24 protein-coding genes and 1 pseudogene are annotated in these 26,204 nt (G+C 58.2%); 11 read left to right on the plus strand and 14 right to left on the minus strand.

Annotation, left to right across the window (positions count from 1 at the left end; all coding sequences use genetic code 11):
• Positions 1-4 precede the first annotated feature (4 nt).
• On the plus strand, positions 5-2,524 hold the full coding sequence (gene ptsP, locus ACZ5D1_RS04895) for a phosphoenolpyruvate--protein phosphotransferase (protein WP_464556106.1): 2,520 nt from the start codon (positions 5-7) through the stop codon (positions 2,522-2,524).
• Between the two features lie 317 nt (positions 2,525-2,841).
• Here the strand turns inward: ptsP and ACZ5D1_RS04900 are convergent, their stop codons facing one another.
• The 6 genes from ACZ5D1_RS04900 to ACZ5D1_RS04925 all read right to left on the minus strand — a co-directional run bounded on the left by ACZ5D1_RS04900 (position 2,842) and on the right by ACZ5D1_RS04925 (position 9,730).
• The gene (locus tag ACZ5D1_RS04900; RefSeq protein ID WP_011367201.1) at positions 2,842-3,849 is read right to left on the minus strand and encodes an ABC transporter ATP-binding protein; all 1,008 of its coding nucleotides are present in this window, start codon (positions 3,847-3,849) and stop codon (positions 2,842-2,844) included.
• 43 nt (positions 3,850-3,892) lie between these two features.
• Positions 3,893-4,870, minus strand: a complete 978-nt coding sequence (locus ACZ5D1_RS04905) for an ABC transporter ATP-binding protein (RefSeq protein WP_011367202.1) — start codon at positions 4,868-4,870, stop codon at positions 3,893-3,895.
• A gap of 8 nt (positions 4,871-4,878) precedes the next feature.
• Positions 4,879-5,784 (minus strand): nickel transporter permease, encoded by a 906-nt coding sequence (gene nikC, locus ACZ5D1_RS04910; RefSeq protein WP_011367203.1) that lies wholly within the window; start codon positions 5,782-5,784, stop codon positions 4,879-4,881.
• Between the two features lie 2 nt (positions 5,785-5,786).
• Positions 5,787-6,788, minus strand: coding sequence for an ABC transporter permease (locus ACZ5D1_RS04915; RefSeq protein ID WP_011367204.1), 1,002 nt, complete (start codon positions 6,786-6,788; stop codon positions 5,787-5,789).
• 84 nt (positions 6,789-6,872) lie between these two features.
• Positions 6,873-8,498 (minus strand): ABC transporter substrate-binding protein, encoded by a 1,626-nt coding sequence (locus ACZ5D1_RS04920; RefSeq protein WP_027181921.1) that lies wholly within the window; start codon positions 8,496-8,498, stop codon positions 6,873-6,875.
• A gap of 149 nt (positions 8,499-8,647) precedes the next feature.
• Complete coding sequence (locus ACZ5D1_RS04925; protein WP_273194444.1) at positions 8,648-9,730, minus strand: M20 family metallopeptidase; 1,083 nt, start codon at positions 9,728-9,730, stop codon at positions 8,648-8,650.
• Positions 9,731-10,067: 337 nt separating this feature from the next.
• Here ACZ5D1_RS04925 and ACZ5D1_RS04930 point away from each other — a divergent pair, with 337 nt between their 5' ends.
• On the plus strand, positions 10,068-11,045 hold the full coding sequence (locus tag ACZ5D1_RS04930) for a calcium/sodium antiporter (RefSeq protein WP_234703602.1): 978 nt from the start codon (positions 10,068-10,070) through the stop codon (positions 11,043-11,045).
• A 226-nt stretch (positions 11,046-11,271) separates the two neighbouring features.
• Positions 11,272-12,057 (plus strand): DUF4198 domain-containing protein, encoded by a 786-nt coding sequence (locus ACZ5D1_RS04935; protein ID WP_464556108.1) that lies wholly within the window; start codon positions 11,272-11,274, stop codon positions 12,055-12,057.
• Positions 12,058-12,092: 35 nt separating this feature from the next.
• On the opposite strand, the gene ACZ5D1_RS04940 is transcribed toward ACZ5D1_RS04935, so the two are convergent.
• Genes ACZ5D1_RS04940 through ACZ5D1_RS04950 form a run of 3 tightly spaced genes read right to left on the minus strand, consistent with a single transcriptional unit; the run spans position 12,093 to position 14,816 of the window.
• Entirely contained in the window at positions 12,093-13,382 is a 1,290-nt protein-coding gene (locus ACZ5D1_RS04940; protein WP_004574636.1) for an ISL3-like element ISPpu12 family transposase, read from the minus strand.
• 21 nt (positions 13,383-13,403) lie between these two features.
• A complete protein-coding gene (gene lspA / locus ACZ5D1_RS04945; RefSeq protein WP_455697330.1) occupies positions 13,404-13,916 on the minus strand; it encodes a signal peptidase II in 513 nt (170 codons plus the stop codon).
• A 3-nt stretch (positions 13,917-13,919) separates the two neighbouring features.
• Entirely contained in the window at positions 13,920-14,816 is an 897-nt protein-coding gene (locus ACZ5D1_RS04950) for a cation efflux transmembrane domain-containing protein (protein WP_455697331.1), read from the minus strand.
• Between the two features lie 95 nt (positions 14,817-14,911).
• Here ACZ5D1_RS04950 and cadR point away from each other — a divergent pair, with 95 nt between their 5' ends.
• The 5 genes from cadR to ACZ5D1_RS04975 all read left to right on the plus strand — a co-directional run bounded on the left by cadR (position 14,912) and on the right by ACZ5D1_RS04975 (position 18,361).
• Positions 14,912-15,319, plus strand: coding sequence for a Cd(II)/Pb(II)-responsive transcriptional regulator (gene cadR, locus ACZ5D1_RS04955; protein ID WP_464555494.1), 408 nt, complete (start codon positions 14,912-14,914; stop codon positions 15,317-15,319).
• A gap of 258 nt (positions 15,320-15,577) precedes the next feature.
• Positions 15,578-16,192 (plus strand): cobalt transporter CbiM, encoded by a 615-nt coding sequence (cbiM, locus tag ACZ5D1_RS04960; RefSeq protein ID WP_011367209.1) that lies wholly within the window; start codon positions 15,578-15,580, stop codon positions 16,190-16,192.
• A gap of 24 nt (positions 16,193-16,216) precedes the next feature.
• Complete coding sequence (locus tag ACZ5D1_RS04965) at positions 16,217-16,864, plus strand: hypothetical protein (RefSeq protein WP_027181926.1); 648 nt, start codon at positions 16,217-16,219, stop codon at positions 16,862-16,864.
• 11 nt (positions 16,865-16,875) lie between these two features.
• On the plus strand, positions 16,876-17,640 hold the full coding sequence (cbiQ, locus tag ACZ5D1_RS04970) for a cobalt ECF transporter T component CbiQ (RefSeq protein ID WP_011367211.1): 765 nt from the start codon (positions 16,876-16,878) through the stop codon (positions 17,638-17,640).
• The gene (locus tag ACZ5D1_RS04975) at positions 17,630-18,361 is read left to right on the plus strand and encodes an energy-coupling factor ABC transporter ATP-binding protein (RefSeq protein ID WP_464556110.1); all 732 of its coding nucleotides are present in this window, start codon (positions 17,630-17,632) and stop codon (positions 18,359-18,361) included. The genes cbiQ and ACZ5D1_RS04975 overlap by 11 nt, the downstream gene beginning before the upstream one ends.
• 26 nt (positions 18,362-18,387) lie before the next feature.
• On the opposite strand, the gene ACZ5D1_RS04980 is transcribed toward ACZ5D1_RS04975, so the two are convergent.
• The 5 genes and pseudogenes from ACZ5D1_RS04980 to ACZ5D1_RS05000 all read right to left on the minus strand — a co-directional run bounded on the left by ACZ5D1_RS04980 (position 18,388) and on the right by ACZ5D1_RS05000 (position 23,000).
• Positions 18,388-19,146 (minus strand): substrate-binding periplasmic protein, encoded by a 759-nt coding sequence (locus ACZ5D1_RS04980; protein ID WP_464556112.1) that lies wholly within the window; start codon positions 19,144-19,146, stop codon positions 18,388-18,390.
• A 271-nt stretch (positions 19,147-19,417) separates the two neighbouring features.
• On the minus strand, positions 19,418-20,254 hold the full coding sequence (locus ACZ5D1_RS04985; protein WP_464556114.1) for a nitroreductase family protein: 837 nt from the start codon (positions 20,252-20,254) through the stop codon (positions 19,418-19,420).
• A 2-nt stretch (positions 20,255-20,256) separates the two neighbouring features.
• Positions 20,257-20,739 carry a chemotaxis protein CheX gene (locus tag ACZ5D1_RS04990; RefSeq protein WP_011367215.1) on the minus strand — a complete coding sequence of 161 codons (483 nt, stop codon included), beginning with the start codon at positions 20,737-20,739 and terminating at the stop codon, positions 20,257-20,259.
• A gap of 132 nt (positions 20,740-20,871) precedes the next feature.
• On the minus strand, positions 20,872-21,927 hold the full coding sequence (locus tag ACZ5D1_RS04995; RefSeq protein WP_464556116.1) for an HDOD domain-containing protein: 1,056 nt from the start codon (positions 21,925-21,927) through the stop codon (positions 20,872-20,874).
• Positions 21,928-22,017: 90 nt separating this feature from the next.
• Positions 22,018-23,000, minus strand: a pseudogene (locus ACZ5D1_RS05000) (CheR family methyltransferase).
• Positions 23,001-23,247: 247 nt separating this feature from the next.
• Here ACZ5D1_RS05000 and ACZ5D1_RS05005 point away from each other — a divergent pair.
• The 3 genes from ACZ5D1_RS05005 to ACZ5D1_RS05015 all read left to right on the plus strand — a co-directional run bounded on the left by ACZ5D1_RS05005 (position 23,248) and on the right by ACZ5D1_RS05015 (position 26,197).
• The gene (locus ACZ5D1_RS05005) at positions 23,248-23,949 is read left to right on the plus strand and encodes a Crp/Fnr family transcriptional regulator (protein WP_011367218.1); all 702 of its coding nucleotides are present in this window, start codon (positions 23,248-23,250) and stop codon (positions 23,947-23,949) included.
• A 347-nt stretch (positions 23,950-24,296) separates the two neighbouring features.
• Positions 24,297-25,820, plus strand: a complete 1,524-nt coding sequence (locus ACZ5D1_RS05010) for a sulfatase (protein WP_011367219.1) — start codon at positions 24,297-24,299, stop codon at positions 25,818-25,820.
• Between the two features lie 68 nt (positions 25,821-25,888).
• A complete protein-coding gene (locus tag ACZ5D1_RS05015; RefSeq protein WP_011367220.1) occupies positions 25,889-26,197 on the plus strand; it encodes a thioredoxin family protein in 309 nt (102 codons plus the stop codon).
• Positions 26,198-26,204: the final 7 nt, after the last annotated feature.

Raw genomic sequence — 26,204 nt, forward strand, 5'->3', positions numbered from 1 at the left:
CCGCATGGTCGGCCTTGTAATTGTTTCTCACAGTGCCGTTCTGGCAGAAGGAGTGCGCGAGCTTGCCCTGCAGATGACGCAGGGCAGGGTGCGTATTGCTCTGGCAGGCGGTGTGGATGATGCAGAACACCCCATAGGCACCGATCCCACACGTGTGATGGCCGCACTGGAGGAAGTGCAGGACGGTGACGGCGTGCTGGTGCTGATGGATCTGGGCAGTGCGCTGATGAGTGCGGAAACGGCGCTTGACCTGCTGCCGCCTGAAGTGACGGCCAATGTGCGTCTTTCGGCGGCTCCGCTGATCGAAGGTTGTATTGCTGCCGCGGTGCAGGCCGCGGCGGGTGCCTCGCTGGACGATGTTCAGGCCGAAGCGGAGTCGGCCCTTGCGGCTAAATCGGCTCAGCTCGGTTCGGCGGTGCCTGACATGGCTGCGTCTTCGGCCGGAGCTGCCGGTGCAGTGCCCGATGCCGCTGCGGAGCATGTCCGGACGCTTGCTGTGACGGTGCCCAACAGACTGGGGCTGCATGCCCGTCCGGCATCCCGCATTGTGGGGGCGCTGGCAGGGTTGGACGCCGATGTGCGTCTGGCGCATGGAGGGCATGTGGTCAACGCCCGCTCACTCAACCAGATAGCCACGCTGGCGGTGCGCCTCGGCGATTCCATCGAGTTCCGCGCAGCCGGTGCCGACGCACAGCAGGCGCTTGATGCCCTGCAGGCACTGCATGCGGCAAACTTTGGCGATCCGCGTGAACCGGAAGAAGGGCAGGCGGACAGCCATGGTGCGGCACCGGTCCGGCCTGCAGGTGCCGTAGCCGCCTCGGCCGGGTATGCAGCGGGACCGGCTGTGCGCTTCAGAGCGGCATTGCCGGAAGTGGCGGAAATTCAGGTTGACGATCAGGCGGCCGAAAAGCGTGTTCTGCAGGATGCTCTGAAGCAGGCCGCGGACGAGATTGCGCTTGTGGAAAAGCAGACGGCCGGAAACGTGGGCGGCGCGGAAAGCGAAATTTTCGGCATGCACCGGATGATGCTGCAGGATCCTGAACTGAGGGATGCCGCGCTGCATGAACTGGAAGAGCGCCGGTGCAACGCGGCGGCGGCGTGGCGGCGTGTCATCGTTTCCACCGCGGAACGCTACCGCGGTCTGGATGACGATTTTATGCGCGCCCGTGCGGCTGACGTGCTGGATGTGGGAGCACGCGTGCTGCGTATCATCACCGGAGAGGCTCCGCAGGGGCCGGATATCGCCGAACCCAGTGTGCTGCTGGCAGCCGATCTGGGGCCTTCGGACATGGCGCGGCTTGATGTGACAAAAGTTCTGGGTATTGTTACCGAGCAGGGCGGTGCCACATCGCATGCCGCGATTCTGGCGCGTTCCATGGGCATACCCGCCGTGGCGGGGGCCGCAGCGCAGATAGCGGGCGTGACCGACGGCACTCCTGTGGGGCTGGACGGCAATACCGGTGAGGTATGGGCTCCGGCCGACGAACACACTGTGCAAAGACTGCGCGGTCTGCGCCGTCAATGGGAAGAATCGCTGCGCAGTGAGCGTGAAAAGGCCGCCGCACCGGCTGTCACCCGTGACGGCAGGGCTGTGCGGGTTCATGCGAATATCGGTTCACCGGCGGATGCGCATGCCGCTGTGCGCAACGGGGCCGAAGGTGTGGGGCTGTTCCGCACGGAGTTCCTCTTTCTCGACAGGCCTTCCGCTCCTACAGAAGACGAACAGACGGCCGCGTATACTGAAGCTGCTCAGGCTCTTGACGGCCGGCCGGTTATTATCCGCACGCTGGATATCGGGGGCGACAAGCCTGTACCGTATCTGCAGCAGGGGCAGGCGGCCGAAGCCAATCCTTTTCTGGGAGTGCGCGGCATACGGTTCTGCCTTGTGCATGAAGACCTGTTCGTGACGCAGCTCAGGGCGCTTCTGCGCGCTGCGGCGGACCACCCCGTGCAGATCATGTTTCCCATGGTGGCTCATCCGGGCGAGCTGCGGGCGGCCAGAACGTTGCTGGAAAAAGCCCGCGCACAGCTGCTGGCCGAGGGGCGTCCGTGCGGACATGATGTGCCCGTGGGGATTATGATAGAAGTACCCGCCGCGGTGGCTCTGGCAGATCAGCTGGCTGCTGAAGCGGACTTTTTCAGCATCGGCACCAATGATCTGGCCCAGTATGTCATGGCGGCAGACAGAGGCAACAGCGCTGTGGCGGCTTTGTCCGATGCCCTGCATCCCGCTGTGTTGCGCCAGATTCAGCAGACAGTGGAGGCCGGTCACGCGGCCGGAATTCATGTGGGCATGTGCGGAGAGCTGGCAGGCACGCCGCTGGCCGTGCCCCTGCTGGCCGCCATGAATCTTGATTCGCTGAGCATGAGCGGTCCGGCCGTGCCCCGTGCCAAGGAAATCATCCGGAGCATTGATGCCGCTGCGTTGCAGCCGCTGGTGGAACAGGTGCTGGAACTGCCCGATGCTGCGGCGGTGCGTAATCTGCTGCAGCAGGCCGCGGGGGAATCTGCGGACCGTGCGTGAGAGTAAGGCCCGCGGTGCTGACGGCGCAAGGCGTGCCGCCGGCCGGCCGCAGGATAACGGCAGGCGCGGTGCGCGTGGCCCTTTCCGGTTGCGGTACATGTAAGAATGTTTTCTGACCCGCTGATGCGGGGGTGAACTGTAAAAACGCAGTCTGTTCAGGACTGCGTTTTTCTGTGTGTTCAGACTATGGGGCTGATGCAGGCGCTGCGGAAGGATTGTCGGCGGTGATGGCGCAAGGCATAACGGCAGGCCGCAGGATACTTCCGGGATGGGTTTAAAAAAACGGCCCCGTGCATGCACGGGGCCGACTGCGTATTTCAGATGGTTTCTTCGGAATACAGAAAACAGCGCACACGGTGTCCGTTTTCCAGTGTGGTGAGAGCCGGAGTTTCAGCGGCACACCGCGGTGTGGCCTCCGGACACCGCGGGTGAAAATGACAGCCCGATGGCGGGTTGAGAGGAGTGGGCAGTTCTCCCTTCAGACCTTCGCGCTGCGGAACAACGTCCACCGCGGCCACGGGGGCCGCTTTGAGCAGGATACGTGTGTAGGGGTGGCAGGGGTTGGCATACAGCTCGTTTTTGTCGGCCAGCTCCACTATGCGTCCCAGATACATGACGGCCACCCTGTCACTTATGTGTCTGACAACGCTCAGATCATGCGAAACAAAAAGGTAGGTCAGGTTGAATTCATCCTGCAGGTCCATCAGCAGGTTGATCACCTGTGCCTGAATGGATACGTCAAGTGCGGAGACAGGCTCGTCACAGATAATAAGTTCCGGCTGCAGAGCCAGTGCCCGCGCCACACCTATGCGCTGGCGCTGGCCGCCGGAAAATTCATGCGGATAACGCCCTATGTGGCCCGGTCGCAGGCCCACTTTGTCCATAAGGTAGCGTACACGGTCCAGCCGCTCGGCCTTGCTGCCCATGCCGTGTATGACCAGCCCCTCACCGATTATCTGGCCCACTGTCTGCCGCGGGTTGAGCGAGGAGTAAGGGTCCTGAAAGATGATCTGCATGCGTGCCCGCAGCGGGATCATCTGTTTGCGGGTCTGACGCAGCACGTCGGTGCCGTCAAACATGACGCTGCCGCCGGTGGGTTCTTCCAGCCGCAGTATGGCTCGTCCCAGTGTCGACTTGCCACAGCCTGATTCCCCTACAAGGCCCAGTGTTTCACCGCGCAGAATATCCAGATCAACTCCGTCCACGGCCTTCACATGACCGCCCGCGCGGCGCAGGCTGCCTTTCACTTCGTAATATTTCTTCAGGCCCTTCAGCTCTACCAGAGCGGCGGCTGCGTTGCCTGTATCGGCAGTACTGTTCGACATTATGACTCCTGATCATCAGCCGGCGCAATGCCGACGGCACCGGTTATTCCTGACACAGCCAGCAGCGTACAAGATGCCCGTCGGCTGCCGGATCAAGCTGGGGTTCTTCCAGACGGCAGCGGTCGAAGGCGTGTCTGCACCGGTCATGAAAGCGGCACCCCTGCGGCAGGTTGAGCAGCGAAGGAACCATGCCCGGAATGGTTTCCAGACGTTCCTTGTCCGCATGTGCGCCCAGTCCGGGGATGGAGCGCATGAGGCCGCGCGTGTAGGGGTGAAGAGGGTTGTTGAACAGCTCGCGGACTTCGGCCTGCTCCACCACCCGTCCGGCGTACATGACCACAACTTTATGCGCTGTTTCCGCTATCACGCCAAGATCATGAGTGATAAGCTGAATGGCGGTGCCGGTTGTCTCGCGCAGGTTATCCATCAGCTCAAGTATCTGTGCCTGTATAGTCACATCCAGCGCGGTGGTGGGTTCGTCCGCGATGATCAGCTTGGGGTTGCATGCCAGCGCCATGGCTATCATCACGCGCTGGCGCATACCGCCGCTCATCTGGTGCGGGTAATCTTCCACCCTGGATTCAGGAGAGGGAATCCCCACTTTTTTCAGCAGTTCAACCGACCTGTCGCGGGCGGCTTTTTTGCTCAGGTCTTCATGCAGGATGAGGGTTTCGGCAATCTGGTCACCCACACGGAACACGGGGTTGAGCGATGTCATCGGTTCCTGAAAGATCATGGATATCTTGTTGCCGCGGACATGGCGCATCTGTTTTTCGGACAGGCTCAGCAGGTCAGTACCGTCAAACATGATTTTGCCGGAGACTATTCTGCCCGGCGGTTCGGGAATGAGCCGCATGACTGAAAGCGCGGTGACGCTTTTGCCGCAGCCCGACTCGCCGACAACTCCCAGTGTTTCTCCGGGGTTGATGGAGTAGCTGACATCACCCACGGCTTTGGCAACGCCTCTGTCGGTATAAAAGTAAGTCGAAAGGCCTTCGACGGAAAGAAGCGGTTCAGACATTGTGCCCCCTAATCGCGCAGTCTCGGGTCGAGCGCATCACGCAGCCCGTCGCCCAGCAGGTTAAAGCCGAGAACGGCCAGCAGTATGGTGATGCCCGGAAAGGTGACCACCCACCATGCGCGCAGAATCAATGCGCGGCCGCCGGCCAGCATGGCCCCCCATTCCGGGGTCGGAGGCTGCGCGCCCAGCCCCAGAAAGCTGAGGGCTGCCGCCTCCAGAATGGCGGAAGCGAAGCCCAGCGTGGTCTGCACGATGAGCGGCGCCAGACAGTTGGGCAGAATGTGCTGAAAAATAAGACGGAAGTCGGAGGCTCCCAGCGCGCGGGCGGCCTGCACGTAGTCTTTGGAATATTCTTCCAGCACACTGCCGCGTACGATGCGGGCATAACGCGGAATGGATACGATGCCGATGGCGATCATGGCGTTTTCCAGACTGGGGCCTAAAAAAGCCACAATGACGATAGCCAGCAGAATGCTGGGGAAAGCCAGCAGAATGTCCATGACGCGCATGATGATGACATCGACCCAGCCACGGTAAAAACCGGCCACTGCACCGGCAATGGTGCCGAAAAACAAAGAGATGGATACCGATACCACCCCGACAAGCATGGAAATGCGGGCGCCGTGTATGAGGCGCGAAAGAAGGTCGCGGCCGAAATCATCGGTTCCCAGAAAAAAGCTCATGCTGCCTCTGGCATCCCATACCGGCGGTTTGAGCTTGTTGTACAGTGACTGTTCCAGCGGGTCATGCGGCGCTATAAGCGGGCCGAACAAGGCCAGAAATACAAATATGCCCACAATGACGAGTCCGGCCATGGCTGTGCGGTTTTTGTGCAGCCTCAGCATGGCTTCGACCAGAGGGGTGTGTGATTTTTCCTCTTGGGCAGCGGTGGTGCCTGTAAGTACCTGAGACATGACTACACCTTGATCCTCGGGTTGATGACAGCATACAGCAGGTCCACAAGCACGTTGATGAGCACAAACAGCGTGGCGATAAGCATGGTGCCGCCCTGTACCGCGTTGAAATCACGCGCATACACGGCATTGAGCAGCCACGACCCTATGCCCGGCCATGCAAAGATGGTTTCTGTAAGTATGGCGCCGCCCAGCAGAATGCTGAACTGCAGCCCGATGATGGTGACAATGGGGATGAGCGCATTGCGCAGGGCGTGCTTGTAGTGCACGGCGCGCGGCGACAGCCCCTTGGCTTTGGCAGTGCGTATGTAATCCTGCCGCAGCACTTCGAGCATGCTTGACCGGGTCATGCGGGCGATGATGGCCATGGGAATGGTGCTCAGGGTGAAGGCCGGCATGATGATGTGGTGCAGAGCATCTTTGAAAGCCGCCCAGTTGCCCTGAATGATGGAATCGATAAGGTACAGATTGGTTACAGGCTCCAGCGTGATGTCATAGGAAAGCCTGCCCGACAGCGGCAGCCAGCCGAGATTGACTGAAAATATGATCATCAGCACCAGCCCCAGCCAGAAAATAGGCATGGAAACCCCGATGAGCGACAGCACCATGGAGCCGTAATCGAACAGCGAATACTGGCGCGTGGCGGAAACAATACCCGCCAGCATGCCCAGCGTAACGGCAAATACTATGGCCACCAGCGCCAGTTCCAGCGTGGCGGGAAAATGTGTGGCTATCTCGGTGGTTATTTTTTCGTTGGTTCGCAGTGCGCGGCCCAGATCGCCCTGTGCCAGTCTGGACATGAACAGTCCGTACTGAACATACAGGGGTTTATCCAGCCCCAGCTGCTGGCGCAGTTCCGTCAGGGCTTTTTCGTTGGCACGCTCCCCCAGCATCATTTCCGCAGGGTCTCCCGGCACAAGGTGGATCATGAAAAAGACCAGCACGGATATGCCGAGCACTGTGGGAATGACCTGAAGCAGTCTTTTTATCAGAAAATGTAGCAATGCTCTTCCCGTTGAATACAACGGCAGGGGCGGTTGCGCGCCCCTGCCGGTAGATGGTTCACATGTCGTGGTCTGCCTGTGGGGCTACTTCAGCCATACCTTGTGCAGGTATACACTGGTTGTCGGGTGCAGTTTAAAGTCCTGCACGCGCTTGTGCTGGGGCTGTGCCACGATGGAATGCGCCATGTTGATCATGGGAGCTTCCTGATGGATAAGTTCCTGCGCCTTTTTGTAGATTTCAATGCGCTTGGCCTGATCCGTGGTGCGCTTTCCGTCCACCATCAGCTGGTGATATTCTTCGTTTTTCCACTGGGTGCGCACGTTGGGGTCGGCCATACCGTCCAGCAGGATGGCAAGGAAGTTGTCGGGGTCGCCGTTGTCACCGGTCCAGCCCAGCTGGAACAGGTCCATGCCCGGATCCTGCGAACGCTGCTTTTTGAGGTAGGTTCCCCATTCCATGGTCACCAGTTCCACGTTTATGCCCACGGCTTTCAGGTCGGCCTGAATGGCTTCACCCACTTTCATGCCGCTGGGATTGTAGGGACGTGCCACAGGCATGCACCACAGGGTTATCCTGTCCTGTCCGGCGGCTTTCAGTTTGCCTTCAAAATCGGCTTCCTTCAGCAGCTGGCGGGCTTTTTCGGGGTTGTATTCGTAGTCGGTGATGTCATTGTTGTAGCCCCACATGGTGGGAGGAATGGTGTTCACCGCGGGAACACCCATGCCGTAGTAGATGTTGTCCACTATGGCCTGCTTGTTGACTGCATGGGCGATGGCACGGCGGATGCGCGCATCCTGCCAGAGTTCCTTGGTGTGGTTGAATGACAGGTAGCCCACGTTCATGCCGGGTTGGGTGATCACTTCAAGGTTGCCGTTGCTTTTTGCCAGTTCCACGTCTTCGGGGTTGGGGTACTGGCAGATGTGCACATTGCCGGACATCAGTTCGAGAAAACGGACCGAGTTGTCGGGAATGACGCGGAAGAGGACTTTATCGAGGTAGGGGGCGCCGTCCCAGTAGCCGTCGTTGCGTTCAAGGGTGATGCGGTCGTTTTTCTGCCACGAGACAAACTTGAAAGGACCGGTGCCCACGGGGTTGGTTATGTAATCGGCACCATGCTTGAGAACGGCGGTGGGGCTGACTATGTCGGCAAAGTCCATGGCCATGTTGGCAAGAAAAGGAGCTTCCGGGCGCTTGAGTTTGTACACCACGGTGTAGTCGTCTTTTGCTTCAATGGATTCGATGATGTCGTCCATTTCCATGGAAAGCCAGTATTCCGCAGCGGGAGCCTGTTCGGGCCAGCCCCACTGCTTGCTGAAAAATTTGGCTTTGCTTTTGTCTTTCATCTGGCGTCCGTGTGAAAAGACAACGGCATCGGCATTGAAGGGGGTGCCGTCGTGGAAGCTGACACCTTCGCGCAGATGGAAGGTATAGGTCATGCCGTCTTCGGAAATATCCCACGATGTGGCCAGCGAGGGGGTAAGCGCAGTGGATTCGGGCATAAAGCCCACAAGTGCGTCGTAGATGTTGTCGCACACCATGAACGAGTTGCCGTCAGTCTCATATGCGGGGTCAAGACCGGGGCTGTCTGCACCGCGGGCAAAGACCAGCGTTCCGCCCTGTTTGGGCGCCGCCAGAACAGACTGGGGGGTGAGCGAATAGGCTGTCAGTGCAACCGCAGCCAGCGTGAACAGCAAGAGTTTTTTCAGCATGCAAGCCTCCCGGAAAGAAAGATGGTTGTGTTCTGCCGTATGGTTCCCCGCCGCCTGCCGGGCAGACGGCGGGGTGGCGTCATCCGGTCAATTATATCACAAAAATGTGACGAAGGAAAGCGCCGCTGTCTAACCCCTTAGCTGAACACTCAAACTGCGGCATGCTCCTCCATTTCGCGGGCGAGCTGCATCAGCGGGTCGTAGATGCTCTGCAGACTGGGAATGTGCAGACACTCATCGCGTGAATGCAGGGTGTTAAAGCCTTCTGCACCCCATACAACGCCCGTGAGGCCGTTTTCGCCCAGATAGCGGGCATCACTTGCTCCGTGGGCCTTGCCCGCCGTTGCACCGGACAACGCCAGCAGTCTTTCTGTGTAGGGGCTGTCTGCAGCCAGAAAAACAGGCACTGTGCGCACAATGCTGACCGTTCCCGAGACTGTTTTACGTATTTTGTCAATCAGTGCTCCGGGATCGTCATGTTCCGTCACGCGGATGTTGAACCAGCCTTCCGCCACGTCGGGCACCTTGTTGGTGGATTCTCCGGCCCGTATTCTGCCCAGATTGACCGTGCGGTGCCAGTGGTCCTCATTTTCTTCGGCAAACAGCGTTTTCAGCCTCGTATAGTCCTCCATCAGCAGGTCAACGGCGTTCACTCCCATCCACGGGCGGGCGCCATGGGCCGCCTTTCCCGTGCAGGTCAGCTTTATGTCGATGATGCCTTTTTCCTTGGTGATGACCTGCTGCGGATTACCGCCGTCCAGCGCCACCACATAGTCGGCCCTGATGAGTGGCAGGGCTTTGGCGGCGCCGTTCATGCCGCCTATTTCTTCGTCGCCGGTGATAAGCAGCCCCAGCGCCATGTCCTTCTGGCTGCGTCCGGCGGCCTTCAGGGCGTTCAGCCGGTCTCTGAACATGACAAGTCCCAGCGCCACGGCATACTTGTCGTCATTGGCGCCGCGTCCGTACAATCTGTCATTTTCCACACGCGGAACAAACAGGTCCTCCTCCGCGTCCACCACATCTATGTGGGCCATCAGCAGCAGCCCCGCCCTGCCTTTTTCGGGCAGCACCATAACGGAGGGAATTCCGTCGTGGTCCATGCGTTCGGCATGAATGCCGTTCTGTGCGCACCAGTCCATGATGAAACCGGCACAGCGTGAGATTTGCTCCGGTCTGGAGTGCATGCTGGGAAAGCGGATGAGATCGCTTGTCAGTTCGACAATGTGTTGCATAGAAGACACTGCGGACTCCTTTTTTATATGATATATGTGACAGGTGACGGCTATCTTGCGCGCGCAGACGGTCTTTTGGCAAGTCCCGCGCGCACTGCGCCGTGTATGTTGCATGCAAGGCCGCGGTGTGGGGTGTGCCGGCTGTTTTTTTACCGGCGTTCCCTTGCCATGTGCACAGGGTATGCTTAACAGCTGTGCATTGTCAGGGGCCGCACAGTGTACGGGGAGCTGCACCGTGCAGGCCGCTGCCGGAAGAGGCGGACGGGCATCCGCCTGCTTCAAGCGGGCCGGCGTTTCCGGCATGATTCAACATCAGCGCGGGTGATCCGCAGAGGTAATGATGACGCTTCCTATTCTTGCTATTGTGGCAGGTCTTGTGCTGCTTGTGTACAGCGCAGACCGTTTTGTGCTGGGGTCTTCCGCCACGGCACGGCATTTCGGCATGCCTCCGCTGCTTATCGGCATGGTCATTGTGGGCTTCGGCACTTCCGTGCCTGAAATGCTTGTTTCACTTATGGCCGCCATGAGCGGAACCCCCGGCATCGCGCTGGGCAACGCTTACGGCTCCAATATAACCAACATAGGTCTCATACTGGGCGCCACTGCCGTTCTGGGACCTGTGATGGTCAGCTCTCAGGTGCTCCGCAAGGAGCTGCCCATTCTTATCGGGGTGACACTGCTTACCGCCGCACTGTTGTGGGACGGTTCGCTGGACAGGACCAATGCTCTGGTGCTGCTCGCCGTGTTTTTTGTTCTTGTGGGGTGGTCTGTTTATCAGGGCATGCATTCCACGCGCGACGCATTCGGGCAGGAGATGGAACAGCAGGCCGGTACGCAGCCGCTGGCGCTCAAGGCCGCACTGGGCTGGACAGCCGCCGGACTGGTGTTGCTCATTATCAGCTCGCGCATGCTTGTGTGGGGTGCCATGAAAGTAGCCGTGGCGCTGGGTATGAGCGATCTGGTCATAGGGCTGACCATTGTGGCTGTGGGCACTTCGCTGCCCGAGCTGGCTTCTTCGCTGGCTGCCGCCCGTCGCGGAGAGCACGACATAGCGCTGGGCAACGTTGTGGGCTCCAACCTGTTCAACACACTGGCTGTTGTGGGCATAGCCGGAGCGGTGCAGCCCATGCAGGTGGACCCGTCCGCCCTGGGACGCGATCTGCTGGTCATGGGCGGCTTTACCGTGGCGCTTTTTGTCATGGGATACCCCGTGCGCCGCGCGGGCCGCATCAACAGGCTGGAAGGGGCCGCACTGCTGTGCGCATATGCTGCGTACACTGTCTGGCTGGTGGGCGTGGCAGGCCAAAGCGCCTGACAGCCATACCGGATATACAAAAAAAGAGAGGAGCTCCGGCTCCTTTCTTTTTTTTGTAATGTGTCCGACATGATGCGCTGTCCCCGTTGACAGTATTACTTGCGGGCAGTAGTGTGAGCGGGTGTTATGTAAAGCGATTGCGTAACACCATGCGGGCGCAGGTGTGATGCGCTTTATTTTCTGCCACCAGCTTGGGCAGCCACACGCACAACCGGAGGTAACGGGTATGGTACATTGGTTTTCACGGGTAAACGGCAAGGGTGTTCTGCGGCGCGCCATGGTGCGCGGTGCGGTTGCATGTTCGCTTGTAGCGGCCACATACGGCATGGCACTGGCACACTTCGGCATGGTTATTCCTTCCGCTTCTGTGGCGGTGGAAAAAGATCAGGCCGCTCTCAGCCTTCAGGTGTCTTTTTCTCACCCCATGGAACTGCAGGGCATGGATATGGCCGCCCCGCAGGAATTTGCCGTGATTGCCGACGGCCGTAAAACCGACCTGACCGGCGGGCTGGAAGCTGCCACCGTCATGGGGCACAAGGCGTGGAAAGCTGAGTACCAGATCAAACGTCCGGGCGTGGCCCAGTTTTATGTCATCCCCCGGCTGTACTGGGAACCGGCCGAAGATTGTTACATCCAGCATCTTACCAAAACCTATGTGGCCAGCTTCGGCGAAGAGGAAGGCTGGGACGTTCCTGCCGGTCTGCGCACTGAAATAGTGCCGCTGACAAGGCCTTTTGCAAACTACGCCGGTAATGTGTTTCAGGGCCGGGTACTGATGGAAGGCAAGCCTGTGGCCGGTGCTGTGGTGGAGGTGGAGTATTACAATAAAGAAGGCAGATATGCCGCTCCCAACGAATATTTTGTTACGCAGTCGGTACTGACCGACGCGGACGGCGTGTTCACATATGCCGTGCCGTGGGCTGGCTGGTGGGGATTTGCCGCACTGAATACTGCTCCTGAAAAAATTGACTACAACGGCGAGAAAAAAGGGGTATACGGATTTAATGGTTGATGGGGCACCTTCACCCCATCAATCTGATACCACCCTCAGATGGTTGACAGATCGACTCCGTAGTTGAGTTCCTCTGCGAAGTCCGGCAGTCCGTAACCGATGGTTTTCTTGTAGAAAGGAGAGACCTTCGCAGTCGGTGCCTTCTTCTTGTGCTTCGTGGTGTAGAGCATTCGTGCCCGCATCACCTCGAAGGAGTAACCGCGCCCTTCACGGTTCTTGTCCTTGGCCAGTCGGTTGATGGACTCCGTGTAAGCGTTGGTGACGGGCATGTCCGTCTCGAAGTAGGTCATGGTCTCTTCGCGCCAGTTTCCCACTGCCCTGACCAGATCGCTCCAGACTTCCTTTTGGCCCTTCGGGATGGTGGCTATCCACTCGTCCAGGGCGGCTTCTGCCTGGAGCCGTGTGGTGGCGTCCCAGATGCCGTAGAAGCGCTCCTTGTGCTCGTAGGCGGCCAGCAGTTGCGGGAACGCGCCTGTCCAGGTCTCCATGATGAGGCGCTCCCGGTCTGAGACTTCGTGAGCGCGTTTCAGCAGGATTTTCCGGTCTCCCTTGAGAGTCCGGCTCTGGGACGGTTTCAGCTCCTTTCTGAGGCCCTTGCGCACTCTCTCTAGGGCATCGTTGGCCATGCGCACCACATGGAACTTATCGACCACGATACGGGCCTGGGGCAGCACAGCCTTGACCGCTGCCCGGTAGGGGTTCCACATGTCCATGCTGACGATCTCGACCTTCTGCCGGTCTTTCAGCTTCATCAGGTAGTTGGTCACCACGTCCTGGCGGCGGGTGGCCAGCAGGTCGAGCAGGGTTCGCTCCTCAATGTTGGTCAGAATGCAGCGGTAGCGCTTGTTCAGGTATAGCTCGTCAATGCCCAGGATGCGGGGCGTCTCGAAGCGGTGCCAGCGCCCCAGGAACTCGGCGCGGGCGTTGAAGATGTCGCGCACCGTCTTCTCGTCCAGGCCGGTCTGTGCCGCCACAAAGGTGTAGGGGTGGTTGAAGGATTCCTTCTCCACGTACTCATGCAGCCGCAGTGTCATACGGAATCCGTCCACCATCTCCGGTAGCTGGGGCCTGAATGTTGTCTTGCAGGCCCGGCAGGTGTATCGGCGGCGGACCACCCAGAGAGTGACCCGCTTGCCGTGGATAGGCAGATCACGATAGGGAACGTCACGCTTGCCGAACCGTACGAACTCACCCTGCACGCCGCATTCCTCGCAGGCGATGGGATCGGGCACGTCCACCTGGAAGTGCATTTCGTCGTCGGTTGATTTGCAGCCCAGTACTTGGTATTGCGGCAGGTGAAGGATGTTGTCGGGAAGTTCGGTCATGGTGTTGTATAGGCGTAGGTGTCAGTCAGATCCATCCGGCTCGGCATTGGTGTTTGCTTTTTTACCCAACAAGCTGCTGGAAACGAAAAGTAAGGCACCGAGGACAATTGCAATATCAGCCAGGTTGAAGGCCGGCCAATGCCAGTCTCGCCAATAGAAATCAAAGGAATCCACAACATAGCCGCGAAAGACCCGGTCAATCAGGTTGCCCATGGCGCCACCGAGGATAAGACTGTAAGCGATGGCTTCTCCTTTATGACGATTTTCAAGGATCAGCTTGATCAGAAAAATCGAGACCACTACCGCGATTCCGATAAATAAGTAGCGCTGCCAGCCTCCACCATTCGCAAAAAGACTGAATGCGGCACCGGTATTCCATACGTGTACCCAGTTAAAGAACGGGGTCACCGAAACATACTCGCCATAGGCCATTGATTGTTGCACCAGCCATTTTACGGCCTGATCAGACGCTGCCAGCAGGCCCGATATGGACAATAGGGCATACGGCGAGAGCTTTTTGCCAATAATGAGCATTATTTAACCCTTCAACGCCAAAATGCGTCTGGCACCGTTAAGTACAATGCCCCCCACGATGGTGCCGATAATCAGATCCGGATAATTGGACCCGGTCCACGCGACCAGAGCGCCGGCGGTGATGACCCCCAGGTTGATCACCACGTCGTTGGCCGAGAATATCCAGCTTGCCTTCATGTGCGCCCCGCCCTCCCGATGTTTGGATATGAGCAGCAGACAACTGGTATTGGCAATCAATGCGACGAAGGCGATCGCCATCATCATCAGCGATTCAGGCTCACTACCGAAAACAAAGCGTCGCACCACCTCGACGAGTACGCCGATAGCCAAAATCAGTTGCAGTACCCCTGCCAGATGCGCGGCACGTACCTGCATTTTCACGCTATGTCCAACCGCATAAAGGGCAAGCCCGTACACCGCCGCATCGGCAAAATTGTCCAGGGATTCTCCAATCAGGCCGGTGGACTGGGCGATCAGACCGGCAGTCATTTCCACCACGAACAGAAGTGCATTGATGCCGAGCAACCAGCGCAGGGTCCCGGATTCTTGCTTAGCAGAAGCTGCCGAAAACTCGGCGGCCTTGATGGTCTCCGGATTTGCAGCGACGGTTTCCTGAAGCGAGGCGCCTAGCCCCAAGGTCGCCAGTTTCGCGGTAATGGGCTCAGCCTCGCCGTCATGCACGACCTTCAACCGGCGGTTCGACAAGTCGAAGGACAGTGCCCGAATCCCCTCAACGCCGTTCAGGGCCAGGCGAATCATGCGCTCTTCTGATGGACAGTCCATCTTCGGCACGGCATAAACACTGACCCATCTCCCTGGCGCCTCGGAGGAGGCCTGCATATCGGTATCCGCCGCAGGCCTTGCATGGTCGCCACAGGGGCCTCCGCAGTTTTTACTCATGATATGACTCCACTTGAATGTGATCGGGTTTTCATTTAAAACTATATAGTAGCTATAATGTCAATAGCGTAGAGAATCCGTTGCGGAGGAACCTGATGCGTATTGGTCAGTTGGCACAGTCAGTAGGGGTAGATACACAGACGATCCGCTTCTACGAACGGCAGGGCTTGTTGCCGCCGCCTGGTCGGCAGGAGAACGGTTACCGTGTCTATACCGAGAAACACGTTGAGCGGCTGGCCTTCATCCGTCGCTGCAGAATCCTGGGCCTGTCACTGGCTGAGATTCACGAACTAAAGCGCTATCAGGACGACCCTCATCAGTCCTGTACCGCCGTCAATGCCTTGCTCGATGATCACATCTCTCATGTGCGCTCGCAGATAACCGCTCTACAGGCGCTTGAGAAACAACTCGTTTCACTAAGAGCGAGTTGCAACGATGACCGGGAAGTTGAGGCGTGTGGGGTTCTTGCTGGAATTAGCGAAGGAAACATGCACCAGCAGTAGGTGAAGCATCAACCAGATAATCCGATGAGATGCCGGTCTGTCTCACTCTCATGCAAAGGTAAGATCAACCATTTAATCCGCTTACCCGAAAAAAGACCTTGAACTCGGGGCCGTATTGTGGACAGAGTTTCTTGAACCGATGAAAAAATAACGCTATGCACCTGACGAGTGCGGCGGCCGCACCTCCGGCCGCCGCACTTTTTTTACCGGACTGCGCAGAGGCGGAATGTCCGGTGCTTCAGCAAAAGGACGAAAGGCATGCACATATCGGAAGGGGTACTTTCGGCACCGGTTTTGCTGTGCGGTGCCGCCGTGGCGGCGGCGGGCATCGCGGCGGGACTGCGCAGGATGGACTATGACCGCCTGATGACCGTGGCGCTGCTTTCGGCCGCTTTTTTTGTGGGATCGCTTATCCATATACCGGTGGGGCCGGCCAGCGCACATCTTATTCTTAACGGGCTGCTGGGCGCAGTGCTCGGTTGGGCGGCCTTTCCGGCCATATTCACCGCACTGCTGCTGCAGGCCGTGCTTTTTCAGTACGGCGGGCTGACCATTCTGGGCGTGAACACGGCAACCATGGCTTCTGCCGCGGTGCTGTGCTTCTATCTTTTTTCTCCGCTTATGCGCAGGCAGGGGCGCTGGCGGCTGCTGGGCGGCTTTTGCTGCGGGGCGTGCGGCGTGCTGTTTGCAGGGCTGTTCACAGCGGCAAGTCTTGCGTTTTCTGATGAAGGCTTCCGCCATGCTGCCGGCATGATTCTGGTGGCGCATATTCCCGTCATGGTGGTGGAAGGCATCATCACCGCTCTTACTGTTTCGTTTCTGGCCCGCGCGCGGCCTGAAGTGCTGCATATGAATGCCGGAAAACAGCGTTGAGTGCACGGATAGAAGGAGGTGCAGATGAAATTGCGGACTGAATTGCGGCCGGGCTGCATATGCGTTGTCATGTTGCTGATGCTTACGGCGCTGCCGGCACAGGCGCATCGGGTGAACGTATTTGCTTATGCCGAGGGCGACCGGATAACTGTGGAGGCCGGATACAGCAAATCGCGGCCGGTTATGGGCGGCACAGTGGTGGTGGCCGACAAAGCCGACGGGGACGAGTTTCTGCGCGGCGTGACGGATGATAATGGCATATTTGTCTTTACCGTGCCGGATGCTGCCAAAAAAGAGAAAGCCGATCTGCGCATCACTCTGCTTGCCGGAGAAGGGCATCAGGACTCATGGATAGTGCAGGCCGGGGAATACGCTGCGGAGGCAGCGCCGCGTGATGCCGCAGCTTCCGGAGTGACGTATTCCGGCCGGGGCGCGGCGGGCAGCCGGCAGGCCGGTGCTGCCGCCGGCGCGCAGGGCGGCCATGTGAGCGTTGATGAAGCGCTGCTGCGGCAGGTGGTGGAAGAAGTTGTGGAGCGCAAGATTGCTCCCGTGCGCACCATGCTGGTGGAGCAGCATGAATCAGGGCCGGGGTTTGCCGACATTCTGGGCGGTCTGGGATATTTTGCAGGGCTGTTCGGCATTGCCGCGTATCTTAAAAGCCGCAGGCGCTGACCGGACCATGTATGTTTGATGAACCTTTCAGCCGCGGCACCAGCCTGTTGCATCGTCTTGATCCCCGCATAAAGCTGACCGCGGCTTTTGTGCTGTCGTGCATTGTTGCCGTGGCCGCCCGCCGCGATGTGGCGCTGGCGGCGCTGTGCGCGGCGGCTTTTCTGGCCGTGTGGTCGCGACCGCCCGTGCGGCCGTTGCTCGGCCGTCTTGCGGCGGTGAATGTCTTTGTGCTGTTTTTGTGGGTCGTGCTGCCCTTTACATACGGCGGTGTGCAGACGGATGAAGGCGTATTCGCGGTATCCCGCGCCGGGGTGGACATGGCGCTGCTTGTCACTCTGAAATCCAACGCCATCGTGTTGCTTTTCATTGCCTGTGTGGCCACATCGGACGCGGCGGCTGTGGGGCATGCGTTGTGCAGGCTGGGGGTGCCGCGCAAGCTGGTGTTTCTTTTTCTTTTCACGTACCGCTATGTGCATGTGCTGCTGCAGGAATATGAGCGCCTGCGCACGGCCGCCCGGCTGCGCGGGTTTGTGCCCGGTACCGGACTGCATACATACCGTACTCTGGCCAATATGCTGGGCATGGTCATCCTGCGCAGTCTCGACCGGTCGCAGCGGGTGTACGAAGCCATGATTCTGCGCGGGTTTGACGGTCGTTTTCATTCATTGTGCACTTTACGGCTGCACCGGCGTGATGTTGTTTTCGGCTGCGGTGCGGCTGTGGCGGCCTGTATGCTTGTTTATGCGGAATTTGCCGGAGGGCTGCATGTCATCTGAAACTGCTTTGCTGCAACTGCGCGGGGTCCGTTACCGGTATCCGGGAGCGGAAAATGACGTGCTGGCCGGTATTGATTTTGCGCTGCACCGCCATGACCGCCTCGGGCTGTACGGCCCGAACGGTTCGGGTAAAACCACTTTTCTGCATACCATAATGGGGTTGGTGTGCCCCCGCCAGGGTGAAGTGCTGTTCGAAGGACGCAGCGTCCGGTCGGAAAAAGACTTCCGCGCGGTGCGCAGCCGGATAGGCCTGTTGCTGCAGAATGCGGACGATCAGCTCTTTTGCCCCACCGTGCTGGAAGATGTGGCATTCGGGCCGCTCAATCTGGGCATGGCTCCTGAACGGGCCGCGGAACATGCGCGGCAGACACTGGCCGCGCTGGGGCTGAAGGGCTTTGACAGCCGCCTGACACACAGACTGTCAGGTGGTGAGAAAAAGCTTGTTTCTCTGGCCGCGGTGCTGGCCATGCAGCCGGACGCACTGTTGCTTGATGAACCCACAAACGGTCTTGATCCGGCAACAGGCCTGCATATTATTGATATTTTAAACAGTCTGGACGCCGCTCTTATTATCATATCTCACGACTGGGATTTTCTGCACCGTACGGTGTCACAGTATCTTACTCTGAAAGCCGGACACCTTGTGCATGATCCGGAAATGGTGCCCCACCATCACGCACACGCCCACCCGCACGGGGGCGAACCCCACGCACACAGCTGACAGCGGCAGCCGCTCCGGTTTCTGTTTCAGTCAATGGATTCCAGATGCTTCTGCAGATAGCGGGTGCGCAGAGCCTGTATGGTGCCGTCCTGCTGCATGTGGCGCAACGCGTTGTTGACAGCCGGCATGAGCCGCTGCTCCGGTCCTGAAAGCAGCAGAGCAAGCGGGGTAAGCGCAGAAAAACGGTAGACGATGACCACGGCATGTTCCTGCTTTTCCTGCCACAGCAGCCATTCAGCTTCGTTTTCTTCCATGATGACAGCATCCACTCTTCCCGCCAGCAGCATATGCAGCCCGCTCAGTCCGCTTGTCACATCCACCCTGCGTATGGTGCGCCGCTTAAAGGCTTCTTCGTACTCTGCGGGAAAAAAGTACCCCAGCCGTGCGGCCATGGTTCTGCCAGCCAGATCCTGCGGCGAACGGACAGGAACGGCGCTGCTTCTGCGCATCAGGATTATATTGCCCGATTGTCCGACGGGCAGGCTTTCTGCCATGGGCAATGTCAGATTGGGGTGCCATGAACGCGAAGAACACAGCACTGCATGGATTTTTCCCTTTGCAAGCGAGTTCTGCAGGCGCGGTTTTGTCATGGGCAGGGTGATGAGCCTTGTCTGTATGCGCCTGAACGCCTCCGTGAACACGGCGGTACAGTATCCGGTCGTGCGGGCTTCTTCCGTGCCCATGATCCATGGGGGAGTTATGATTGCTCCGGCCACAATTGACCGCGGAAGCGGTTTTTCTTCGGCTGCGCCGTTCAGGGGCGCGCAGGCAATAAAAAACAGCATGATGCAGAGCAGTACCGGCAGACGGACGGCATGAAACCGGAGGCAGGGACATGAAGCAGTCATGAGGGGTAAAAAAAGGGTACGCATGGGCCGCTGAGAATACACATGTAAGCGGCAATTGCAACAGGCGTTGCGGCACTTTTACTTTTTGATGTATAACGTGCTGCCGTTATTCATTGTCTGCAAAGGGTGTCTGCTCAAGCTGCGCGCACCAGCCGGCGCAGCCGCTCAGAAACCGCATGCGTCCGGCACGCGGGCAGAAAAGGCAGTGTTATGTGGCCGGAGGCCAGACCACGCGGTTGAAGCCATCGCAGCCGCGTTCCGCAGTGCGGTGGTAACATACGGCCGGTTTGCCGAACAACATGACATAGCCTGACGTATGGGCTTCGGGTATGCCCAGCCCGCGGGCTATGCGGGGGGCTATTTCGCTCATGGCCCAGGTGGCGAAACCGCACCACAGTGTACCCAGTCCGCAGGCAGCGGCCATCAGTTCAAAATACGTCAGTGCAACATGAACATCGGCCTGTGCGGTGGTGTTTGTGCGCGGCGCCGTTACCCACAGCAGATGGGGGGCATTGCGGAAAATGATGTCGGTCCCCGTGTCCCAGCGGGCCAGCGCGGCCTGAAAGAATGCGGTCTGCGGATGGCTGCACCCGTCTGCGAGAGCTTCACGCACGGCTTCCACGGTGTCATGCCGCAGTCTGTTCATGGTCTGCGGGTCATCAACAACAGTGAACAGCAGCCCCCGCTGATTTTTGCCCGAAGGAGCATGCGCCGCGGCGTCAACGGTTCTGCGGATGAGTGCGCTGTCCACCGCTTCGGGCAGAAAGCGTCGGACAGAACGTCTGCCTTTCATCAGAATTTCAAGCGCTTCGGGTTGGGGAAAGCGGTTTTTGAGCGGGGTGCAGGATTCGGGTGTTACACCGCGGAAAGAAAGAGCACCGCAGGGACAGACGGTAACGCAGTGCAGACAGCCGATACAGCGTTTTTCCCTCCGCGGGGCAACGGCGGGTATGCCGTTTTCCATGCGGATGATGCCTGTGGGACAGTCGCGCGCGCACTCTGCGCAGCCGATGCAGCGTTCTGTGGCTATGGTAATGTCCGGCACGGCTATTCTTCGATGGCGCCTATGGACATTTCCACCACCAGCTGCCCCTGAGGCGTGGTGAAGGGGATGGCGAGAATGGGTTCTTTGTTGACGTGGCTCAGCGTGTGATTTTTTCCGATGATGACCGTGGGGGTGGAAGCCTGAAACTTCAGCCCTTCGTTGGCAAGGTGCGCGCGGGCCTGTCCTGCGATCATGTTGGTCAGTTCGCCTACGGCATCGGCTATGTCATCGTTGATGCGTGAATACTCTTCGCCCAGCATGTTGCTGACGATGTGCAGAATGCATTTTTCTTCAAGCGTGAGCGAAATGACACCGGTGGCCTGACCGTTGATGCCGATAAGGCCGGTAACATCACCCACGGCTACTCTTTTAGTGTTGATATATGGCTTGCCCGGCGTAGCCTGCACCATGGCCATGGTGCCCAGCACGTCAATGACTGCGCTGAGAAACGGGTTTATGAAGCGGACATCATATTTACTGCTCATGGCGAGTGAATCCCAGAACTGGGGCGCCGTGTCAAGTCTGGCGCCCGTCCGCTCCGCATCATGTGGTGCTGCTGCAGCGGGTTGGGGCAGAGCGGAGCGGCAGTGCGGCCGCTCCGTTTCTGCCTGAATCTGTTACAGAATGGCTTTGAAGAGTTCCTCGATATGCGAGTCGAAGAGTCCGACGATTTCCACAAGGTCATCACCCTGCAGGGGAATGCGTTCCCATGCTCCTTCTTCCATGCCGGGCAGCAGGTACATGCCCCCGGAAGATATTTCCATGGCATTGGCCATATTGTCAGCCAGCTGCAGAATTGAAGCCGCAAGCTGGTCCTGCGCCTGCGAAGGGGCATGGTGAAAAGCCAGACAGTCCACCATGGATGCCGGAAACTTCCATTCGGTAAGCAGCTGTTTGGCCACCTGCGTGTGGTCAAAGCCCAGATGATCTTCTTCGCTTTCCACCACCGGCAGCTGATTTTCGCGGGCGTACAGCAGCAGCTGAACCGAGGCGTAAGGCATTTTTTTAAAGATTATCAGCCTGCCCACATCATGCAGCAGACCGGCGGTGAAAAATTTGTCGGCCTTCATGCCTTCTATGCGCGAAGCGATGAGCTTGGCAAACACGCCGCAGCTAACAGAATGCTTCCAGAAGGCTTTCATGTCGATGAGTTCCTGCGGGATATCCTTGAACACATTGATGGCGGATATACCCAGCGCCAGCGTGGAAACTTCTTCCACTCCCACTATGGCTATGGCGTGGCTTACATCCTCGACGGTGTGTGCAAGACCGTAAAACGGGCTGTTCACCAGCTTGAGCAGCTTGGCTGTCAGACCAAGATCGTTGCTGATTTCGCGGCTGATGTCGTCAGCCGAGCTGTTGGGCGAATCGAGCACTTTACGGATGCGGAAGTAGATGTCCGGAAACGAGGCAAGCTGCGTTTCGCTGGAGACAAGCTCTCCCACGGACACGTCGCCCGGTTCGAAGTTGTCACGCAGGTATTCCAGATTGCGCGCGGTGCGGGCGTCCTCGTCGGGCATTATCCACCCTGCAGAGAGCGCTTTTGCCGTGCGGAAAACTCCGATGCGGTACAGCTGAAGCATGGCTTCGTTGTCCGGATCGGCATATGTGAAGAAATTTCTAGCATAGTCCTCGCTAAGGGCCATGTGGTCGTTTGATGCGTTTTGGCTCATGCCGTCCCTCCGTGGCGGGGAAAATTGTCACTAGGCGTAAGCGGGAACATGGCGGTTCCTGCTTTCCTGTCCCGTGCCGCAACAGGCGGCTTACTCTTCCTTTTTGTAGCAGATGGCACCGGGCTTTGGCACGGCCTGAACGCCGTGGAAAGTTTGTGTATGCTTTCCGAGTGGCCGAGGAAAAGGTGACCGCCGGGCAGCAGGTTGTCGTAAAACGCGGTGATGGCCTTTTTCTTCATGGCATCATCAAAGTAGATGATGACATTGCGGCAGAAGACAATGTGCGAGCGGGGTACGCGGCGGGTGGACGCAGGGTCGCTCAGATTGACGGGGCCGAATTGTACCAGCTTTTGCACACGGGGCTTCACCTGATAGCCTGCATCAACCTTGTCGAAGTATTTTGCTATGATGCCTTTAGGCGTGGTGCGCAGGGCATAGTCGGTATACACGCCGGCACGGGCCAGCCGCAGCATGGCGGGCGAAAGGTCATTGGCCGTTATGCGTATGTTCCATCCGATGATGGACATGCCCAGCGCCTCGTGCAGCATGATAGCAAGCGTGTAAGGCTCTTCGCCCGAAGAACAGCCGGCGGACCATATGAACAGTTCCTTGCGGCCCAGTGCTTCCTGCTTGGCCAGAGTCTCTTTCAGTATTTCGTTCTGAAAGATGCCCAGCTGGCGCGCATCGCGGTAAAAACTGGTTTCGTTGGTGGTCACCTTTTCACAGATGACCTCCATTTCCGCCGCTCTGTTCTTGTCCAGCTGCAGATAGTCGTAATATTCTTTGAATGTCTTCAGACCCAGCTCACTCAGGCGCGCGCCGAGTCTGTTTTCAAGCAGGTATTTGCGTTTGATGGAAATACTGATGCCGGTTTTGTTGTAAATGAAGTCGGCCAGTTTTTCGAATTCTTCGTCGGTTATCTTGGCAGTTTTGCGCAGGCCGAGCTGCCGTGTGGGCAGTCTGCCGGAGGTGATGCCGCTGGCAAGCCCCCCTGTGACGCCGGCGGGCGCAGCCGTTGCTCCGCCACCGGTGCGCGTACCGGAACCGAGCTTGCTGGAGGAGAAAAGAGACATTGATTACCACCCTTTTGATAATTGGGACTCTGATTGTCTATTCTTTATAGCAAACTATGCTTACTATGCAACCGCGTCAGCGAGTATTCAATTATAGTCCGCAAGTTGTCCGTCAAAGTATATGCACTCCGCGCGGGCAGGCCACGGCATACTGTGGCCTGCGGCTGTATAGTCTGATATCCGTGTTGCATCGGCGGCTGTGCATGCAGAAAAAAACACCGCATGTGCACGCAGACAGGAGCAAGACATGGATAGCACAAAAAATGACAACCGGAGCAGAGAAGCGCTTTTTTCCATAGAAGGGGTGAACCGCGAGTGGGCAGCCGTGCTTGACCTCGGGGTGTGTTCTTCTCTGCCCCGCGGGTACGAACTGACCAGCATCGACCCGTCTGATTTTTATCTGCTCGTGAGCGGCTCGCTTAAACTCTCCTGCCTTGCCGAAGACGGGCACGAGCGGGTGGTGATGATAATCGGCGCGGGTACACTTTTCGGTGAAATAGCCCACCTGCATCTTTCGGCCCTGCATCAGCACAGTCTGCGTACGCTGGAACCCTGCGAAGTTGCCCGCTTTCCCATGAAGCTGCTTGAGGATGAAAACTTTTACCGCTCTCATCCGCATCTTATCCGCAGTCTTGTTCATTCGCTGGGCATCAAGGCGGGGGCTTTTTTCGCCCAGCTTTTTGATTCGGGGCTGGTGGAGGTGGACGGCAGGGTGTGCCGGTGGTTGTACCAGCAGTGGAAACAGCACGGCTGCCGCAGGGTCTGCAGTCCGGGACTTTCTCAGGGCGATGCCGCGGCCATGCTGGGCATACACCGCAGTTCGCTGTGCAGAGTGATCAGAGAGTTGCGGCAGGCGGGTATCGTGGGTAAATTTTCACGCCGGACTCTTGAGATCAATGATCCGCAGGCCCTTGCCGGACGGGCTTGTTCCGGCAGGCACATGACCTGAGGCTGGTAAGCCTGCATCCGTATATGTGTTTTGCTCCGCCGCCTCGGGGCAGCATTTTGGCAGGCCCTGCGTTTTTTCCCGCCTGCTTCTTACAGTGACATAACGCTGCGCACAGAATTGCGCAGCGTTTTTTGTTTGTGTCAGTCTTTTGCGCGTTCTGCAAAATTTTCTGCGTATTGTCTCTTGTGAGACAGAACTGCGTCCTCTGTTCGTGGTTATGTGAAAAACATCACATAGCGCGAAAGCGTCGTACGCGTACCCCTGACAGGCCGCGCGCGGCCATCTGGCCGGCACAGGGAACACGCTGCGGTGAGCTTTTTCACAATCAAGCAAGCAGAGGGTTTTTCATGACTTTTGACCGCAGTAAAATCAAAAACGTAGTCATGATCATGCTGGATACCCTGCAGTTCAACTATCTGGGCTGCTACGGCAACAAGCAGGTCAAGACTCCGAACCTGGACAGGTTCGCCCGTCAGTCCGTTCTTTTTGAAAATGCCTACAGCGAAGGGCTGCCTACCATTCCGGTGCGCCGTGCGCTGATGACCGGCCGCTTCACCCTGCCTTACGGCGGGTGGAAGCCCCTTTCCGGCGACGACACCACCATCACCGACATCCTCTGGGGGCGCAATGTGCAGACCGCGCTCATTTATGACACCGCTCCCATGCGCCTTGCCAAGTTCGGCTATTCCAGAGGTTTTGACTATGTGGATTTCTGCCCCGGGCAGGAACTCGATCATACCACCTTTGCCGACATGCCGCTGGATCCGGCTCTCAAGCCGGAAGATTTCACGTCGCCTTCCATGGTCTGGGACAAGGACGGCAACCTGATTGATGATGACAGCAAGCAATTGTTGGACGAGATAGGTTGTTTTCTGCGTCAGATGCAGCACCGCCGCAGTGACGCCGACAGTTATGTGGCCAAGGTGATGAACCGGACGGAATACTGGCTGCGCGAACGGCGCGACAAAAGCCGTCCGTTCTTCCTGTGGGTGGATTCCTTTGATCCGCACGAGCCCTGGGATCCGCCGTCAGTATGGGAAGGCACTCCCTGCCCGTACGACCCCGACTACGAAGGAAACCCCATTCTGCTGGCTCCGTGGACACCGGTGGAAGGACGCATTTCCGAACGCGAATGCGAACATGTGCGCGCCCTGTACATGGAAAAAATCACCATGGTGGATAAATGGGTGGGACGCATTCTTGATTCGCTGCGCGAACAGGGACTGATGGACGAGACCATGGTTGTGGTCATGTCCGACCACGGGCAGCCCATGGGCAACGGTGAACACGGGCACGGCATCATGCGCAAGTCGCGCCCGTGGCCCTATGAAGAACTGGTGCACGTACCTCTGCTTATGCACATTCCCGGTGTGCAGGGCGGGCAGCGCATATCGTCTTTTGTCCAGAATGTGGATGTGACCGCCACCATCATGGATGTGATGAATCTGGCCGACACCGAAGACGGTGTGTCCGATCATGGCATGAACACATTCGGCGCCGAGAGCATGCAGGGCGAAAGCCTGCTGCCGCTCATGCGGGGCGAGGCCGATTCTGTGCGCGAGTACGCCATTGCAGGATATTACGGCATGTCGTGGTCCATCATCACCGAAGACTACAGCTATGTGCACTGGCTTGTCAGCGAAGACGAAAAGAACCGCGCCGACTGCGTGGAAGGCGCCGACAAGGAAATGTCCGAGGAGATGTGGACCTGCACCGCAGGAGCCAAGGTTCAGATGCCGGAACATAACGAACTGTATGACAGGCGTACCGACCCCTTCCAGCTGAACAACATTGCCGCGCAGAAGCCCGAAGTGGCCGAAGAACTGCTGCAGAAGCTCAAGCTGGTCATTGGCGGGCTGCGCACGACCTAACTCCGCAAAATACCCGCGCCGCCGGCATGGTCTGCCGGCGGCGGATGATATCATATCAGAGGTGATTCATGTTTACTCAGCTTACCGACGCAGACTTTGAACAGGTACTGGCCGCCACAGCCTCCGGCGTGGTCATCTTTTTCAAAAAGCAGTGCCCGCACTGCAAGAACATGGAAAAAGTGCTCGAAAAGTTTGCCGCCAAAAATCCCGATGTGGCCCTGTTCAGCATGGACAGCGAGGAAAATCCCGCCACTGTGGAAAGGCTGGAGGCGGAACGGGCGCCCACCATTATTGTCATCAAGAACGGCGCCGTGGCCGCGCGCAAGGCCGGACTGATGAATCCCAAGGAAATGAAGGCGTTTTTCGCCGCGGCGTAGCCGTATT

The organism is Oleidesulfovibrio vietnamensis (assembly GCF_055388115.1).

Bases quoted from the DNA above. Each gene is read 5' to 3' on its own strand.
- ptsP (WP_464556106.1), top strand. From the start codon at position 5: ATGGTCGGCCTTGTAATTGTTTCTCACAGTGCCGTTCTGGCAGAAGGA.
- ACZ5D1_RS04900 (WP_011367201.1), bottom strand. From the start codon at position 3,849: ATGTCGAACAGTACTGCCGATACAGGCAACGCAGCCGCCGCTCTGGTA.
- ACZ5D1_RS04905 (WP_011367202.1), bottom strand. From the start codon at position 4,870: ATGTCTGAACCGCTTCTTTCCGTCGAAGGCCTTTCGACTTACTTTTAT.
- nikC (WP_011367203.1), bottom strand. From the start codon at position 5,784: ATGTCTCAGGTACTTACAGGCACCACCGCTGCCCAAGAGGAAAAATCA.
- ACZ5D1_RS04920 (WP_027181921.1), bottom strand. From the start codon at position 8,498: ATGCTGAAAAAACTCTTGCTGTTCACGCTGGCTGCGGTTGCACTGACA.
- ACZ5D1_RS04925 (WP_273194444.1), bottom strand. From the start codon at position 9,730: ATGCAACACATTGTCGAACTGACAAGCGATCTCATCCGCTTTCCCAGC.
- ACZ5D1_RS04930 (WP_234703602.1), top strand. From the start codon at position 10,068: ATGATGACGCTTCCTATTCTTGCTATTGTGGCAGGTCTTGTGCTGCTT.
- ACZ5D1_RS04935 (WP_464556108.1), top strand. From the start codon at position 11,272: ATGGTACATTGGTTTTCACGGGTAAACGGCAAGGGTGTTCTGCGGCGC.
- ACZ5D1_RS04940 (WP_004574636.1), bottom strand. From the start codon at position 13,382: ATGACCGAACTTCCCGACAACATCCTTCACCTGCCGCAATACCAAGTA.
- lspA (WP_455697330.1), bottom strand. From the start codon at position 13,916: ATGCTCATTATTGGCAAAAAGCTCTCGCCGTATGCCCTATTGTCCATA.
- ACZ5D1_RS04950 (WP_455697331.1), bottom strand. From the start codon at position 14,816: ATGAGTAAAAACTGCGGAGGCCCCTGTGGCGACCATGCAAGGCCTGCG.
- cadR (WP_464555494.1), top strand. From the start codon at position 14,912: ATGCGTATTGGTCAGTTGGCACAGTCAGTAGGGGTAGATACACAGACG.
- cbiM (WP_011367209.1), top strand. From the start codon at position 15,578: ATGCACATATCGGAAGGGGTACTTTCGGCACCGGTTTTGCTGTGCGGT.
- ACZ5D1_RS04965 (WP_027181926.1), top strand. From the start codon at position 16,217: ATGAAATTGCGGACTGAATTGCGGCCGGGCTGCATATGCGTTGTCATG.
- cbiQ (WP_011367211.1), top strand. From the start codon at position 16,876: ATGTTTGATGAACCTTTCAGCCGCGGCACCAGCCTGTTGCATCGTCTT.
- ACZ5D1_RS04975 (WP_464556110.1), top strand. From the start codon at position 17,630: ATGTCATCTGAAACTGCTTTGCTGCAACTGCGCGGGGTCCGTTACCGG.
- ACZ5D1_RS04980 (WP_464556112.1), bottom strand. From the start codon at position 19,146: ATGCTGTTTTTTATTGCCTGCGCGCCCCTGAACGGCGCAGCCGAAGAA.
- ACZ5D1_RS04990 (WP_011367215.1), bottom strand. From the start codon at position 20,739: ATGAGCAGTAAATATGATGTCCGCTTCATAAACCCGTTTCTCAGCGCA.
- ACZ5D1_RS04995 (WP_464556116.1), bottom strand. From the start codon at position 21,927: ATGAGCCAAAACGCATCAAACGACCACATGGCCCTTAGCGAGGACTAT.
- ACZ5D1_RS05005 (WP_011367218.1), top strand. From the start codon at position 23,248: ATGGATAGCACAAAAAATGACAACCGGAGCAGAGAAGCGCTTTTTTCC.
- ACZ5D1_RS05010 (WP_011367219.1), top strand. From the start codon at position 24,297: ATGACTTTTGACCGCAGTAAAATCAAAAACGTAGTCATGATCATGCTG.
- ACZ5D1_RS05015 (WP_011367220.1), top strand. From the start codon at position 25,889: ATGTTTACTCAGCTTACCGACGCAGACTTTGAACAGGTACTGGCCGCC.